The sequence below is a fragment of the Phytopseudomonas flavescens genome (genome assembly GCF_900100535.1).
Taxonomy (GTDB): Bacteria; Pseudomonadota; Gammaproteobacteria; order Pseudomonadales; family Pseudomonadaceae; genus Aquipseudomonas; species Aquipseudomonas flavescens.
Genome location: NZ_FNDG01000006.1, coordinates 19,437 through 34,193, shown reverse-complemented (window position 1 = coordinate 34,193; position 14,757 = coordinate 19,437). Strand labels below are relative to the sequence as shown.

General features: G+C 63.9%; 12 protein-coding genes. 3 read left to right on the top strand and 9 right to left on the bottom strand.

Annotated features, from left to right (window positions below):
• Positions 1–28 precede the first annotated feature (28 nt).
• Entirely contained in the window at positions 29–2,290 is a 2,262-nt protein-coding gene (gene dibA / locus BLR94_RS09470) for a phosphodiesterase DibA (RefSeq protein ID WP_084304694.1), read from the top strand.
• A 41-nt stretch (positions 2,291–2,331) separates the two neighbouring features.
• Here dibA and BLR94_RS09465 read toward each other — a convergent pair whose 3' ends face one another.
• The gene (locus BLR94_RS09465) at positions 2,332–3,009 is read right to left on the bottom strand and encodes a glutathione S-transferase N-terminal domain-containing protein (RefSeq protein ID WP_084304695.1); all 678 of its coding nucleotides are present in this window, start codon (positions 3,007–3,009) and stop codon (positions 2,332–2,334) included.
• A gap of 273 nt (positions 3,010–3,282) precedes the next feature.
• Between BLR94_RS09465 and yccS the strand changes: the two genes are divergently transcribed.
• Together yccS and BLR94_RS09455 are read left to right on the top strand one after the other, a co-directional pair.
• A complete protein-coding gene (gene yccS, locus BLR94_RS09460) occupies positions 3,283–5,466 on the top strand; it encodes a YccS family putative transporter (protein ID WP_084304696.1) in 2,184 nt (727 codons plus the stop codon).
• The gene (locus BLR94_RS09455; protein WP_084304697.1) at positions 5,466–5,948 is read left to right on the top strand and encodes a GreA/GreB family elongation factor; all 483 of its coding nucleotides are present in this window, start codon (positions 5,466–5,468) and stop codon (positions 5,946–5,948) included. The genes yccS and BLR94_RS09455 overlap by 1 nt, the downstream gene beginning before the upstream one ends.
• Positions 5,949–5,963: 15 nt before the next feature.
• On the opposite strand, the gene BLR94_RS09450 is transcribed toward BLR94_RS09455, so the two are convergent.
• The 8 genes from BLR94_RS09450 to tkt all read right to left on the bottom strand — a co-directional run bounded on the left by BLR94_RS09450 (position 5,964) and on the right by tkt (position 14,529).
• Positions 5,964–6,461, bottom strand: a complete 498-nt coding sequence (locus BLR94_RS09450) for a M48 metallopeptidase family protein (protein WP_084304698.1) — start codon at positions 6,459–6,461, stop codon at positions 5,964–5,966.
• 40 nt (positions 6,462–6,501) lie between these two features.
• A complete protein-coding gene (locus tag BLR94_RS09445; protein WP_084304729.1) occupies positions 6,502–7,569 on the bottom strand; it encodes a PQQ-dependent sugar dehydrogenase in 1,068 nt (355 codons plus the stop codon).
• A gap of 47 nt (positions 7,570–7,616) precedes the next feature.
• On the bottom strand, positions 7,617–8,060 hold the full coding sequence (locus tag BLR94_RS09440) for a hypothetical protein (protein WP_084304699.1): 444 nt from the start codon (positions 8,058–8,060) through the stop codon (positions 7,617–7,619).
• Positions 8,061–8,336: 276 nt separating this feature from the next.
• Positions 8,337–9,401 carry a class II fructose-bisphosphate aldolase gene (gene fba / locus BLR94_RS09435; protein ID WP_084304700.1) on the bottom strand — a complete coding sequence of 355 codons (1,065 nt, stop codon included), beginning with the start codon at positions 9,399–9,401 and terminating at the stop codon, positions 8,337–8,339.
• A 165-nt stretch (positions 9,402–9,566) separates the two neighbouring features.
• The gene (locus BLR94_RS09430; RefSeq protein ID WP_090423686.1) at positions 9,567–9,896 is read right to left on the bottom strand and encodes an MliC family protein; all 330 of its coding nucleotides are present in this window, start codon (positions 9,894–9,896) and stop codon (positions 9,567–9,569) included.
• 267 nt (positions 9,897–10,163) lie between these two features.
• On the bottom strand, positions 10,164–11,342 hold the full coding sequence (locus BLR94_RS09420; protein WP_084304702.1) for a phosphoglycerate kinase: 1,179 nt from the start codon (positions 11,340–11,342) through the stop codon (positions 10,164–10,166).
• A gap of 4 nt (positions 11,343–11,346) precedes the next feature.
• A complete protein-coding gene (epd, locus tag BLR94_RS09415; RefSeq protein ID WP_084304703.1) occupies positions 11,347–12,411 on the bottom strand; it encodes an erythrose-4-phosphate dehydrogenase in 1,065 nt (354 codons plus the stop codon).
• Positions 12,412–12,531: 120 nt separating this feature from the next.
• Positions 12,532–14,529 carry a transketolase gene (tkt, locus tag BLR94_RS09410; RefSeq protein ID WP_084304704.1) on the bottom strand — a complete coding sequence of 666 codons (1,998 nt, stop codon included), beginning with the start codon at positions 14,527–14,529 and terminating at the stop codon, positions 12,532–12,534.
• Between the last annotated feature and the right edge of the window lie 228 nt (positions 14,530–14,757).

Sequence of the window (14,757 nt, the reverse complement as noted above, 5' to 3'; positions counted from 1 at the left end):
CCTGCGACAAAGAACCGAATCATCCTTTATGAACACCCGCCAAGGCGCATTGCGCCTGACTTTGAACTACCTGCTGGCAGCCAGCCTGTGGATCATCTTCACCGATCTGCTACTGGCCTCGTTCGGCCTGACTGTCCGACAGGCGGAGCAGATCCAAATCTGCAAAGGCCTGGTATTTGTCCTGCTCACCGGTGCGCTGCTGTATGTGATGATCCGCCGTCACCTGGAACGGCACGCCCGCATCGGCACGGCCCTGCACGACAGCGAAGAGCGCCTCAGCCTGGCCCTGTCGGCAACCGAAGATGGGCTCTGGGATTGGGATCTGCGCCGCCAGAACGTCTTTTACTCCGCCAGTTACCACGCACTGCTGGGGATGAAGGATAGCGAACTGGGTGGTGATCGCGACCATTGGATGCAGCTGCTGCACCCCGAAGACAGACCCCATTACCAGCGCGCGCTCAGCGACATCATGCAGGCGACCAGCGATACCTCGTATGAGAACACCTACCGCCTGCGCCATCGCGATGGCAGCTACCGCTGGGTGTTGTCACACGGGCGCCTGCAACTGGACGCACAGGGCCGGCCGGAACGTTTCATCGGCACCGTAAGGGATATCACCCAGCGACGGGCCGATGCCGACAGCCTCCGCCAGGCCGCGGCGGTATTCGATGCGACCCAGGAAGGCGTGCTGGTCACCGATGCGCGGCAGAACATCGTGCACATCAACCCGGCCTTCAGCCGGATCACCGGCTACAGCGAAGCGGAAATCCTCGGCAAGCATCCGACCCTGCTGAAATCCGGTCGCCACGATGCAGCCTTCTACCAACATCTCTGGCACACCTTGCAAACCCAGGGCACCTGGAGCGGTGAAGTCTGGAACCGCCGCAAGAACGGTGAAATCTACCCGCAGTGGCAATGCATCCGTGCCATTCACGATGACAACGGGCTGCTCAGCCACTATGTCGCGGTATTCTCCGACATCACCGTGCTCAAGCATTCCCAGCACGAACTCGACCACCTCGCCCACCACGACCCGCTGAGCAATCTGCCCAATCGCCTGCTGTTCACCGAACGTGTGGAGCATGCGCTGGAGCGGGCACAGCGCGAAGCGGATCGGGGTGCGGTGCTGGTGGTCGATCTGGACCATTTCAAGCACATCAACGAAAGCCTCGGCCACAACGTTGGCGACCTGCTGCTCAAGGCCACCAGCGAGCGCCTGGCCAGTCAGCTCGGCAAGGGCACCACACTGGCCCGCCTGGGCGGCGACGAGTTTGGCCTGCTCAGCGAAGACTGCACGCAGGCCGAGCAGGCCGCGCACCTGGCACAAAGGCTGATCGACTGCCTCAACGAACCGTTCATGCTCGACGGGCAGGAGCTGTTCATCTCCGCCAGCGTCGGCATCTGCCTGTATCCGGATGAAGCGCAAACCGTCGAGCAGGTGCTGCGCAACGTGGACTCTGCCTTGTTCAAGGCCAAGGGCAGTGGTCGTGAGGGTTTTGCCTTCTATGATCAGGAGCAGACCGAATACGCGCGCCAGCGGGTGGAGCTGATCGCCGGCATGCGCCATGCGCTCGACAATGACGAGTTGCGTGTGCATTACCAGCCGCTGCGCAAGCTGGACGACGGGCGGATGATCGGGGTCGAGGCCCTGGTTCGCTGGCAGCATCCCCAGCGCGGACTGATTCCCCCCGGCGAGTTCATCCCCATTGCCGAGGACAGCGGCATGATCAGTGCCATTGACGCCTGGGTACTCAGGCAGGCCTGCGGGCAGATGGTCGAGTGGCGCGCAACGGGCAGCTCCCTGCGGTTCGTGGCGGTGAACATCTCCAGCCGCCTGTTCAGCCGTGGCGAACTCGATCAGCGCGTCGCTCAGGTACTGGCCGACACCGGGCTGCCAGCTCAATGCCTGGAACTTGAAGTGACCGAGAGCGCGGTAATGGACGACCCCGATCAGGCCCAGGCGCTCCTCGAGCGCCTGCGCCACCTGGGCGTGCGCCTGGCCATCGATGATTTCGGCACAGGCTACAGTTCACTGGCCCGCCTCAAGCGCCTGCCGGTACAGAAACTCAAGCTCGACCAGAGCTTCGTCGCTGGCCTGCCCCACGACAAGGACGATCGGGCGATCACCCGGGCCGTCATCGCCCTCGCCCACAGCATGGAAATGAAGGTACTCGCCGAAGGCGTGGAGCGCGGCGAACAGCAGGACTACCTGCGCCAACTCGGGTGTGACTACGCCCAGGGTTACTTCATCGGCCGGCCGGTGCCAGCCGATGCAGTGCCCTTGCAATAGCGACGAGCGCCGCCCGTGGCCTGGAATGCCGCGAAGACGTTTCAGAACAGCGCCTTGCGTGCCTCACTGCCAAGCACATCGTCGGGCCGCTGAGCGATCGCCTCGGCGACCTGGTAGGCACGCTGTACCGCAGGTCGGTTGCCCATCCGTGCCAGCCAGGCAGCCATGTCCGGAAAGTCTTCGAGGCGCTGACGCTGCAGCTCCCAACCTTTCGCCCAGGGGTAGATGGCGATGTCCGCGATCGAATAATCGCCCGCCACGTATTCCCGACCCTGGAGCTGACGATCCAGCACCCCGTACAGGCGCGCGGTCTCCTTCACGTAGCGCTCGATGGCATAGGGAATCTGCTCCGGGGCAAAACGTACGAAGTGGTGGTTTTGCCCGGCCATCGGCCCGAGCCCTCCCATCTGCCAGTGCAGCCACTGCTGGACCTGAACACGCAAACGCGGCTGCAATGGCATGAAACGCCCGACCTTGTCGGCCAGGTACTCGAGAATCGCGCCGGATTCGAACACCGGGATCGGTTCACCGCCATCGCTGGGATTATGGTCGACGATGGCCGGAATCCGGTTGTTCGGCGAGATTTTCAGGAACGCCGGCTCGAATTGCTGGCCGGTGCCGATATTCACCGGGTGCACGTTGTAGTCCAGGCCGCTCTCCTCGAGAAAGATGCTCACCTTGTGGCCATTGGGGGTCGTCCAGTAATGGAGGTCGATCATGGAGCGCTCCTGTCGATCGGGTGCAGTCGCCTAACGTCTGCCGGTTGCCATGGGTAGAGCTTGGAGCCGGAGCGCCAGCGCAGAGTTCAGGTGCGGTGACCTGTCCGGCGCAGCGGGCGTCCAGCATGCTCGTCGGGATGGCCGTGGGGTAGCGGCCTTCGACCCGCCAGGCGAACCGCCACTCGCGCTGCGCCCCGCAAGCGAGGCACAATCGAATCGCCGCATGCCGATGGCTGTGGCTCCGTCATTCACCCGAAAAGGTCGCCGATCCGGATGTCGCCCCCCTCCCTGCGCCACTCACTGCGTCGCCTCTGGGCACTGGACACGTTCAGCTACAGCCTGCGGGTGTCGATTGCCCTCGGCGGCAGCCTGGCACTGTGCTGGTACCAGGGCTGGATGCACGGCCTGATCCCGCTGTTCCTCGGTGTGATCGCCAGCGCCCTGGCGGAAACCGACGACAGCTGGCAGGGCCGTCTCGCCGCCTTGCTGGTGACCCTGGGTTGTTTCAGCGCCGCGGCCTACACGGTGGAATTCCTGTTCCCCTACCCATGGCTGTTCGTCGCCGCCCTGGCCCTGTCGACGTTCGTCCTGACCATGCTCGGCGCCCTCGGGGAGCGCTTCGCGACCCTTGGCTCGGCGACGCTGATCCTGGCGGTGTACAGCATGATCGGCGTAGAGCAGCGAGGCGGTATCGCCGGCCTGTGGCTGGAACCGCTGCTGCTGGTCGCCGGCGCCGCCTGGTACGGCGTGCTGTCAGTGCTCTGGCACGCGTTGTTCGCCCACCAGCCGGTGCAGCACAGCCTGGCTCGCCTGTTCCGAGAACTGGGCCTTTACCTCAAGCTCAAGGCAGCGCTGTTCGAGCCACTGCGCCAGCTGGACGTGGAAGCGCGACGCCTGGCCCTGGCCAAACAGAACGGACGCGTGGTGGCGGCACTCAACTCGACCAAGGAAATCATCCTCCATCGGGTCGGCAACGGCCGCCCAGGCCCGAAGGTCAGCCGCTACCTGAAGCTGTACTTTCTCGCCCAGGACATCCACGAGCGCGCCAGCTCCTCGCACTATCCGTACAACGCCCTGGCCGAGGCGTTCTTCCACAGCGACGTGATGTTCCGCTGCCAGCGCCTGTTGCGCCTGCACGGCAAGGCCTGCCATGCCCTGGCCAAGGCCATCGAACTGCGCCAGCCTTTCGAGTACGGCGAGCAGCATGGCCAGGCCCAGGCCGATCTGCAGGCCTCGCTGGAGCACCTGCGTATCCAGAGCAACCCGGCCTGGCGCCACCTGCTGCGCTCGCTCGGTGCCCTGGCCGGCAACCTCGGCACCCTCGACCGCCTGCTGGGCAGCGCCAGCAACCCCGATGCCCTGGCCGAGGAACAGGACAGCTCCCTGCTCGACCGCGAGCCGCAATCGCTGCGTGACGTCTGGGAACGCATCCGCCTGCAGCTCACCCCCACCTCACTGCTGTTCCGTCATGCCCTGCGCCTGTCCATCGCCCTGGCTGCAGGTTACGGGGTGCTGCACTGGATCCACCCGACCCAGGGCTACTGGATTCTGCTCACCACCCTGTTCGTCTGTCAGCCCAACTACGGTGCCACGCGCATGAAGCTGGTGCAGCGCATCATCGGCACCGTGCTGGGCCTGCTGCTTGGCTGGGCATTGATCGACCTGTTCCCTGCCCCGTTGATCCAGGCCTTCTTCGCCGTCGCAGCCGGCGTGGTGTTCTTCGCCACCCGCTCCAGCCGCTATACCGTGGCGACGGCGGCCATCACCCTGCTGGTGCTGTTCTGCTTCAACCAGGTGGGCGACGGTTACGGGCTGATCCTGCCGCGCCTGTTCGATACCCTGCTCGGCAGCCTGATCGCCGGCCTCGCAGTGTTCCTGATCCTGCCGGACTGGCAGGGCCGGCGCCTGAACCGGGTGGTAGCCAACACCCTGAGCTGCAACAGCACCTACCTGCGGCAGATCGTCCGCCAGTACGCCGAGGGCAAACGTGACGACCTCGCCTACCGCCTGGCCCGCCGTAACGCCCACAACGCCGACGCAGCGCTGTCGACCACCCTCGGCAACATGCTGATGGAGCCCGGGCATTTCCGTAAGGAGGCGGATATCGGCTTCCGCTTTCTGGTGCTCTCGCACACCCTGCTCAGCTACCTTTCAGGCCTCGGTGCGCACCGTGGTGAAGCCCTGCTGGCTGATGAGCAGAGCGAGCTGCTCGGCAGCGCCGGGCGCATCGCCGAAAGCCTCGACGAAATCGCTCGCGGCCTCAACGAACAGAGCCCGATAGCCATTCAAAGCGACAGCGAGGAACAACTCGCCACAGCCCTCGAGCAGATACCGGAAGAGCTGGAGGACGCGCAACGGCTGGTACACACCCAGTTGTCACTGATCGCCCGGCAGCTCGCGCCGTTGCGCACGCTGGCCGCTCACCTGCTGAAGAACCGTCCCAAGGCGACTAGCTGATGGATAAACAACCCATCGTCCAGCAGGTCATCGAGCAGTTGACTGCCGACCTGCAGGCCGCCGAACAGGCGGCGCGGATCGCCCACGAAACGGCGACCCACGAAGAGAACATCGCCGAAAACAAGTACGACACCCTGGGCCTGGAGGCTGCCTACCTGGCTGCCGGGCAGGCACGCCGGGTGGAGGAAATCGGCCAGAGCCTGCTGGCATGGCGGCAGTTGCAGTTGCGCCCCTACGACCAGGCACTGGGTATCAGACTTACCGCTCTGGTGCTGCTGGCCGACGACGATGGCCACGAACAGTGGCTGTTTCTCGGCCCGGACGGTGCAGCCATCAAGGTACGCACGGAGCAGCGGCAGATCCTCGTGCTCAGCCCCAACGCGCCACTGGGCCAGCGCCTGCTGGGGCGCCACCCGGGCGACGAGGTGGAACTGAGGATCGCCGGCCAGGTACGCCATCACGAGATCATCGAGGCGCACTGACCAACGCCCGCGGCCTCAGTTCGACTGCAGATCGCGCCAGGTCAGGTACAGGCGCAGGTCGAACTCCAGCTGCCGATAGTCCGGCAGCATGTATTCGCAGAGCTGATAGAACGCTTTGTTGTGATCGCTTTCCTTCAAGTGCGCCAATTCATGTACCACGATCATCTGCAGGAACGGCGGCGCGGCCTCGCGGAACAGCGAGGCGACGCGAATTTCCTTCTTGGCCTTGAGTTTGCCGCCCTGCACCCGCGAGATGGTGGTGTGCAGGCCCAACGCGCGGTGGGTCAGATCGAGGCGATTGTCGAACAGCACCTTGTCGATGGTCGGCGCGTTCTTCAGGTGCGCCTGCTTGAGCGCCATGACGTAGCCGTACAGCGCCTTGTCACTCTGAACCGCATGGCGGCCCGGGTATCGCTGCTGCAGGTAACCGTCCAGGCGCTGACCGGCAATCATCTGCCGCACCTGATCCTGCAGCGAGACGGGATATCCCTGGAGATACTTCAATGGGGTCATGACGGCTCACGGGCTATGCTTCGGCGGATTATGCCCCAGCCTACAGCGGAACGACCCGCAGAAGCCTCCCTTCAGCACTGTCGGTCAGCAGGTAGAGTGCCCCGTCTGGGCCGTCGTAGACGCCGCGAATGCGCTCCTCGAGCTCCTGGAACAGTACCTCCTCACCAGCCAGACGCCCATTGTGCAGGCGCACACGGCGCACGCTCTGCTCGGCCAGGGTGGACACGAACAGGTCGCCCTTCCAGTGCGGGAAACGATCACCGCTGTAGAGCGTCAGCCCGGAGGGGGCCACCGATGGCGTCCAGTGCAGTTGCGGCGACAGATAACCCGGCAGTTCGGTGAATGGCGTGACCATGGCGCCGGTGTAGTCGACGCCGAAAGAGGCCAGGGGCCACCCGTAATTGCCACCGGCCTGTAGCAGATTCAACTCATCACCGCCCTTGGGGCCATGCTCATGGCTGTACAGACGTTGGCGCCCGTGGTCATAGACGATGCCCTGGACGTTACGGTGCCCCAGGCTGTAGATCTCTTCGGCAGCACCGGACTGGCCGCGCAGCGGGTTGTCTTCGGGAATGCTACCGTCACGGTGCAAGCGTACCGTCTTGCCGAGGTGATTGGCCGGGTTCTGCGCCTGCTCGCGCCAGTCGAAGCCGTCGCCAAGGGTCAGTACCAGCGTCTCGTCGGGCAGAAAGGCGATCCGCCCTCCGTAGTGCGAGGCGCCTGCCTTGGCCGGCTGGGCGGTGAACAGCACCTGGAAGTCGCGCAGCTCGCCGTCGATCAGGCGAGCCCGTGCCAGCCGCGTGTTGTTGGCGTCGATATCGCCATGGGCATAGCTGAGGTAAACCCAGGGGGCCTCGGCAAAGTCGGGATCCACGACCACGTCCATCAACCCCGCCTGGGTGGCGACGAAGGGCGTTGGCATCCCTTTGACGGGTTCGTTCTGTAGCTTGCCTTGGGCATCGATCAGACGCAGTTGCCCGGTCCGTTCGGTGACCAGCATGCGGCCATCGGGCAGGAAGGCCAGCGACCAGGGATGCTCGAGACCACCGGTGACGGTTTCGATGCGGTAATCGGCATGGGCTAGGGCACCTGCGCAAAGCCCCAGCATCAGCAGGACGGCGCTCAACGTCGCACCCTTGATTGGAGAAAGGATCATCAACGGCCGGCACCGCTGAAGCGTGCGAAGGCCAGGCTACCCAGGCTGCCGCAGACCATCAGCGCCAGGGTGCCTGCCAGGGTACGGCTGGCGCCGATCAAAGTCGGCATGGGCGCCACGGCATTGGCCACGCTCAACGCCCCCCAGATCGCCAAGGCGCCGGCGAGCAGAAATATCAACCCGCGGGGTACGCCCGCGTTGGGTACCAGCCAGGCGGCCAAGGGCAACGCAACGAGGAATGACGCGATGACCAGCGCCGCGAACGTAGGGCTGAAGCCGAGCAGATCATGCAGGGTGGCCTGCAGGCGTACACCGGTAGAGATACTGGCGCCGAGTTGTTGCAGGGCGGCGAGGTTGAATTGGGTCTGGACGATGCTGCCGAGCAACGTGGCGACGATAACGGCCAGGCAGAACGGCAGCCAGGAACGGGTAGTGTGGGGCATGGGTGCCGAGATCCTGAAACGCGTGGCGGCAGTATGGCGTAGAGCGGGCGACAGGGAGGCGCCGGTGTTTTACATGGTTTTACGTGACAGCGCCGTAAGACGGGAAACGCAGCGGGGCGCAGGGGCCATGTCGATGCAGGAACAGTCGATCCGTTGAGCGACCACCGGCGTGAGATGGTGGGCTGGAGCGCACGCCACAGGCCTGCGTGAGTGCATGAAAAAGCCGCTTGTCCCTTACAGACAAGCGGCTTCTGAGCGCTGAGCGACGCGCCTCGATCAGTTGATCTTGGCGGCCAGCTCACCCTTGGCGTAACGCTGGAACATGCCTTCCAGGGAGATCGGCTTGATCTTCGAGGCGTTGCCAGCGGTGCCGAAGGCTTCGTAACGAGCGATACAGATATCACGCATGGCGGTGATGGTATGGGCGAAGTACTTGCGCGGGTCGAACTCGCTCGGGTGCTCGGCCATGAAGCGGCGGATGGCACCGGTGGAAGCCAGGCGCAGGTCGGTATCGATATTGACCTTGCGCACGCCGTACTTGATGCCTTCGACGATCTCCTCGACCGGCACGCCGTAAGTTTCCTTGATGTCGCCACCGTGCTCGTTGATGATCGCCAGCCAATCCTGTGGCACCGAGCTGGAGCCGTGCATCACCAGGTGGGTATTGGGAATGCGCTTGTGGATTTCCTTGATGCGCTCGATCGACAGCACGTCGCCGGTCGGCGGCTTGGTGAACTTGTAGGCACCATGGCTGGTGCCGATGGCAATGGCCAGGGCATCGACCTGGGTCTTCTTGACGAAGTCGGCCGCTTCTTCCGGGTCGGTCAGCAACTGGCTGTGATCCAGCACGCCCTCGGCGCCCACGCCGTCCTCTTCGCCGGCCTGACCGGTTTCCAGGCTGCCCAGGCAGCCGAGCTCACCTTCTACCGATACACCACAGGCATGGGCGAAGGCAACGGTCTGCTGGGTCACGCGGACGTTGTAGTCGTAGTCCGACGGGGTCTTGCCGTCTTCCTTGAGCGAACCATCCATCATCACCGAGCTGAAGCCCAGCTGGATGGAGCGCTGGCAGATGTCCGGGCTGGTGCCGTGATCCTGGTGCATGCACACCGGGATATGCGGGAACTCTTCGATCGCGGCGAGGATCAGGTGGCGCAGGAAAGGCGCACCGGCGTACTTGCGGGCACCAGCGGAGGCCTGGACGATGACCGGCGAATCGGTCTTGTCGGCAGCTTCCATGATGGCGCGCATCTGCTCGAGGTTGTTGACGTTGAAGGCCGGCACGCCATAGCCGAATTCGGCGGCGTGGTCGAGCATCTGGCGCATGCTGATAAGTGCCATGTTTTGCTATCTCCCGATAGGGCTCGTTAATCGTGCAAGCCTGCCGCAGTGGCAGGTGCTGTTCAAGTACTGCTACAGCGCCAAGCTGCAGGCTTCAGCTACGTGAAAGAGCGGAAGTAATCCGATCCCCACTCGCAGCCTGTGGCGTGCAGCGTGTCACTGCCTTCAGGGCGCCTTGCAGCCACGCCCCAGTAAATCGTCATTGGCAGTGCGGTAGACCAGGCCTTCCTCACCCTTGGTGTGGAAGGACAGCGTGGCGTCGCTGTACAACACGCCGGAGCCGCTGGGCTCCTGGCTCAGACGGTGGACGACGTCACTGCCGCCCATACGCACGTCGACTTTCTCGTGGGCGCTGTCGGCATAGCGCCAGAACACCTCGGCCTGGCTGTCGCACACCCAGTGATTCCACGCCTGGCTGTCGGCATACTCCTTTCCGGCACAGCCCGCGAGCAGGGCCATGCCCGACAGCACCGCAACACGCATGAACGTTTTCATAATCGTCTCCCTATCAACAGTCCTGTTCGCCCCTGGAAGGTGTCGCATCGCCCGTGCTCTGCTCCTCGATGCGAGGCTCGTCCCGCGTGGTGGGCAGATCGATCTCCGCGGGACTGAACACGTCGCACGCATCGCGCGACACCCCACCCCAGGAACAACCGCCCAGGGCGGTACATAAAGTCAATACAACGGCCACGTTACGCATCGGGTCACTCCTTGCTGGCTGATGTCCATACACAGTTAGTGACCATTGCCAGCGGCAGAGGTTTACCCCTTTGCGCGTTGTTGCAGCACGTCGACTGCGGGCAATACCTTGCCTTCGACGAACTCCAGGAAGGCGCCACCGCCAGTGGAAATGTAGGAAATGCGCGACGCCACGTCATATTTGTCGATGGCCGCCAGGGTGTCGCCGCCACCGGCGATGGAAAACGCCGGGCTCTCGGCGATGGCCAGAGCCAGGGCCTTGGTGCCTTCGCCGAACTGGTCGAATTCGAATACGCCGACCGGGCCGTTCCACAGGATGGTCTTCGAGGCCTTGAGCAGCTCGGCGAACTGCGCGGCAGTTTGCGGGCCGATGTCGAGGATCATGTCGTCGTCCGCCACATCGGCCACCGGCTTGACGGTCGCGGTGGCGGCTTCGGAAAACTCCTTGGCGACCACCACGTCGACGGGCAGCGGCACGCTGACCTTGGCGGCGATGGCCTTGGCGGTGTCGACCAGATCGGCTTCGTAAAGGGACTTGCCCACCGGATAACCGGCAGCGGCGAGGAAGGTATTGGCGATGCCACCACCGACGATCAGTTGGTCGCAGATGCCGCTCAGGCTGTTCAGCACGTCCAGCTTGGTCGACACCTTGGAACCGGCGACGATCGCCGCCATCGGCTGAGCCGGAGCCCCCAGGGCCTTGCCCAGTGCGTCCAGCTCGGCAGCCAGCAACGGGCCGGCAGCGGCGACCTTGGCGAATTTGGCCACGCCATGGGTCGAGCCCTCGGCACGGTGAGCGGTGCCGAAGGCATCCATGACGAACACATCGCACAGGGCGGCGTATTGCTGAGCCAGTTCGTCGGCGTTCTTCTTCTCGCCCTTGTTGAAGCGTACGTTCTCGAACAGCACCAGATCACCGGCTTTCAGTTCGACGCCGCCCAGGTAGTCCTTGATCAGCGGCACGTCGCGGCCCAGGGCCTTGCTCAGGTAATCGGCTACCGGTGCCAGGCTGTTCTCTTCGCTGAACTCGCCTTCGGTCGGGCGCCCCAGGTGCGAGCAGACCATCACCGCGGCGCCCTTCTGCAGCGCCAGCTTGAGGGTCGGCAGCGCGGCAAGGATGCGCGCATCGCTTTTCACCACGCCATCCTTGACCGGCACATTGAGGTCTTCGCGGATCAGCACGCGCTTGCCTTGCAGGTCGAGGTCGGCCATTTTCGCGATGTTTACGGAAGCTGCAGTCATTGAGTCAGTCCTTAACAGGGGCTGGTGAAAGGGAAGCGGCGGCATCGAGAAAATGCACGGCCATGTCGAGCATACGGTTGGCGAATCCCCATTCGTTGTCGAACCAGGCCAGCAGGTTGACCAGGCGTGGCCCGGACACCCGCGTCTGACTGCCGTCGACGATCGCCGAATGGGGATCATGATTGAAGTCGCAGCTGGCGTGCGGCAACTCGGTGTACGCCAGCAGACCTTGCAACGGTCCCTGTTCGGAGGCCATGCGCAAGATCCGGTTGATCTCTTCGCTGCTGGTGTCACGGGCGGTCTGCAAGGTGATATCCAGGCAGGACACGTTGACCGTCGGCACCCGAATGGCTTTGGCCTGAATTCGCCCGGCAAGTTCCGGAAGCAGCCGTTCGATGCCTCGTGCCAGGCCCGTGGAGACCGGAATCACAGACTGGAAGGCCGAGCGCGTACGGCGCAGATCCTCGTCATGATAGGCGTCGATCACCGGCTGGTCGTTCATCGCCGAGTGGATGGTGGTGATCGAGATGTACTCCAGCCCGATCGCCTCGTTGAGCAGCTTGAGCAGCGGCACGCCGCAGTTGGTCGTGCACGAGGCGTTCGACACCAGGCGCTCGGCACCGCCGAGGCAATGCTGATTGACGCCGTACACCACGGTGGCATCGACATCGCTCTCGCTGGCCATTGGCTGGGACAACAGCACCCGCGGCACACCCGCTCGTAGAAAACGTTCGGCTTGCTCGCGGGTGGTGTACTGCCCCGAGCATTCGAGCAGCAGATCGATGTCCAGCGCAGCCCAGTCGACACCTTCCGGCTTGCGCTCGCGCAGCACGCGCACCCGTTCGCCGTTGATGTGCAGGCAATCGCCGACCACCTTCACCTCACCGGGAAAGCGCCCGTGGGTGGAATCGAAGCGGGTCAGGTACTCGATGCTGGCCTGATCGGCCAGGTCGTTGAGCGCGACGATTTCCAGGCGCGCAGCGCCAGCGCGCTCGTGCAGGGCACGCAGCACGCAACGACCGATGCGGCCGTAGCCGTTCAGAGCGACGCGATAGGGACGATAGGACATCGGAGATCTCGGATGAACCCGTAGGGTGGATCGCGTTTTATCGATCCACCGGGCGCTGTAACGGTGGATGAAAAGAGCGTCGGCTACGCGCCCCGATCCACCCTACGGCGTCGTTCTCACTTAGGCGTCGAACAGCTCTTCGGCGGTGCCGACGATGTTCTCGACGGTGAAACCGAAATGCTCGAACAGCTCGCCGGCCGGAGCCGACTCACCGTAGGTTTCCATGCCGATGACGCGGCCTTCGAGGCCAACGTACTTGTACCAGAAGTCGGCATGGGCAGCTTCGATGGCGATCCGCGCGGTGACCTGCAGCGGCAGCACGGACTGCTTGTAGCCGGCGTCCTGCTGGTCGAACACGTTGGTCGACGGCATCGATACCACGCGTACCTTGCGGCCCTGCTCGGTCAGTTTGTCGGCAGCCTGAATGGCCAGACCGACTTCCGAACCGGTGGCGATCAGGATCAGTTCCGGCTCGCCGGCACAATCCTTCAATACGTAACCACCACGGCTGATGGCCGCCTCGGTTTCATGGTCGCGCAGGTTGTGCGGCAGGTTCTGGCGGGAAAAGATCAGCGCGCTCGGGCCGTCCTTGCGCTCGACCGAGTGTTTCCAGGCCACTGCGGCTTCGACGGTATCCGCCGGGCGCCAGGTGTCCAGGTTCGGCGTGGTGCGCAGGCTGGTCAGTTGTTCGACCGGCTGGTGAGTCGGGCCGTCTTCGCCCAGGCCGATGGAATCGTGGGTGAACACGTAGAGCACGCGCAGCTTCATCAGCGCGGACATGCGCACGGCATTGCGGGCGTACTCCATGAACATCAGGAAGGTCGCGCCGTAGGGCACCAGACCGCCGTGCAGGGCCACGCCGTTCATGATCGCGCTCATACCGAACTCGCGTACGCCGTAGTACATGTAGTTGCCGGACGCATCCTCGGCGACCACCGGCTTGCAGCCCTTCCACAGGGTCAGGTTGGAACCGGCCAGGTCGGCGGAGCCACCCAGCAGCTCCGGCAGCAGCGGGCCGAAGGCATTCAGGCAGTTCTGGCTGGCCTTGCGGCTGGCGATGGTTTCGCCCTTCTCGGCGACGGCACGAATGAACGCGCTGGCCTGGGTGGAAAAATCGGCAGGCAGCTCGCCGGCCATGCGGCGGATGAACTCGTTGGCCAGCTCCGGATAGGCCGCGGAATAGGCAGCGAAACGCTGGTCCCACTCGGCTTCGGCAGCCAGACCGGCTTCCTTGGCATTCCACTCGGCATAGATGTCGGCGGGGATTTCGAAGGGGGCGTGGCTCCAGTTCAGGGCTGCGCGGGTCAGGGCGATTTCGTCATGGCCCAGGGCGGCGCCATGGGACTCTTCCTTGCCCTGCTTGTTCGGCGAACCGAAACCGATAATGGTCTTGCAGCAGATCAGGGTCGGCTGCTCGCTCTTGCGCGCGGTGTCGATGGCCATCTTGATCTCTTCGGGATCGTGGCCGTCGACATTGCGGATCACCTGCCAGCCGTAGGCCTCGAAACGCGCCGGCGTATCGTCGGTGAACCAGCCGTGGACTTCGCCATCGATGGAGATGCCGTTGTCATCGTAGAAGGCGATCAGCTTGCCGAGGCCCAGGGTGCCGGCCAGCGAGCAGACTTCGTGGCTGATGCCCTCCATCATGCAACCGTCGCCCAGGAAGGCGTAGGTGTAGTGGTCGACGATGCTGTGGCCGTCGCGGTTGAACTGCGCGGCCATGATCTTCTCCGCCAGGGCGAAGCCTACGGCGTTGGCGATGCCCTGGCCGAGGGGACCGGTGGTGGTCTCGACGCCGGGTGCATAGCCATATTCCGGGTGTCCCGGGGTGCGGCTGTGCAGCTGGCGGAAATTCTTCAGGTCGTCGATGGACAGGTCGTAGCCGGTCAGGTGCAGCAGCGAATAGATCAACATCGAGCCGTGGCCGTTGGACAGCACGAAACGGTCACGGTCGGCGAACTTCGGGTTGGCCGGGTTGTGCTTCAGGTAGTCACGCCACAGCACTTCGGCGATATCCGCCATGCCCATGGGGGCACCGGGGTGGCCGCTGTTGGCTTTTTGCACGGCATCCATGCTCAGGGCACGAATGGCATTGGCACGCTCACGACGGCTGGGCATCGCTGAATCTCCTGCGGGGGCTGCCGGGGCAGCTAGGACGAAAAAGGCGGCCATTTTCCCCCAGCCAACCCGGCGGGGCAATCACAGATGGTCGTCAGGCGAACGATTACCGCGAATTTACCGGGGGAAAATCGTGCCGACCGGTCGATAGGCCCCGGAGCGTAACGATGCCACGGCACCCGGCAGCCAATATCAAAACTTCTTGATACTGAACTTGCCGCCCCCAAA

Coding starts and splice junctions, on each gene's coding strand:
- BLR94_RS09465 (WP_084304695.1), bottom strand. CDS start 3,009: ATGATCGACCTCCATTACTGGACGACCCCCAATGGCCACAAGGTGAGC.
- fba (WP_084304700.1), bottom strand. CDS start 9,401: ATGGCACTTATCAGCATGCGCCAGATGCTCGACCACGCCGCCGAATTC.
- BLR94_RS09430 (WP_090423686.1), bottom strand. CDS start 9,896: ATGAAAACGTTCATGCGTGTTGCGGTGCTGTCGGGCATGGCCCTGCTC.
- dibA (WP_084304694.1), top strand. CDS start 29: ATGAACACCCGCCAAGGCGCATTGCGCCTGACTTTGAACTACCTGCTG.
- BLR94_RS09420 (WP_084304702.1), bottom strand. CDS start 11,342: ATGACTGCAGCTTCCGTAAACATCGCGAAAATGGCCGACCTCGACCTG.
- epd (WP_084304703.1), bottom strand. CDS start 12,411: ATGTCCTATCGTCCCTATCGCGTCGCTCTGAACGGCTACGGCCGCATC.
- BLR94_RS09445 (WP_084304729.1), bottom strand. CDS start 7,569: ATGCTGGGGCTTTGCGCAGGTGCCCTAGCCCATGCCGATTACCGCATC.
- BLR94_RS09450 (WP_084304698.1), bottom strand. CDS start 6,461: ATGACCCCATTGAAGTATCTCCAGGGATATCCCGTCTCGCTGCAGGAT.
- BLR94_RS09455 (WP_084304697.1), top strand. CDS start 5,466: ATGGATAAACAACCCATCGTCCAGCAGGTCATCGAGCAGTTGACTGCC.
- yccS (WP_084304696.1), top strand. CDS start 3,283: ATGTCGCCCCCCTCCCTGCGCCACTCACTGCGTCGCCTCTGGGCACTG.
- tkt (WP_084304704.1), bottom strand. CDS start 14,529: ATGCCCAGCCGTCGTGAGCGTGCCAATGCCATTCGTGCCCTGAGCATG.
- BLR94_RS09440 (WP_084304699.1), bottom strand. CDS start 8,060: ATGCCCCACACTACCCGTTCCTGGCTGCCGTTCTGCCTGGCCGTTATC.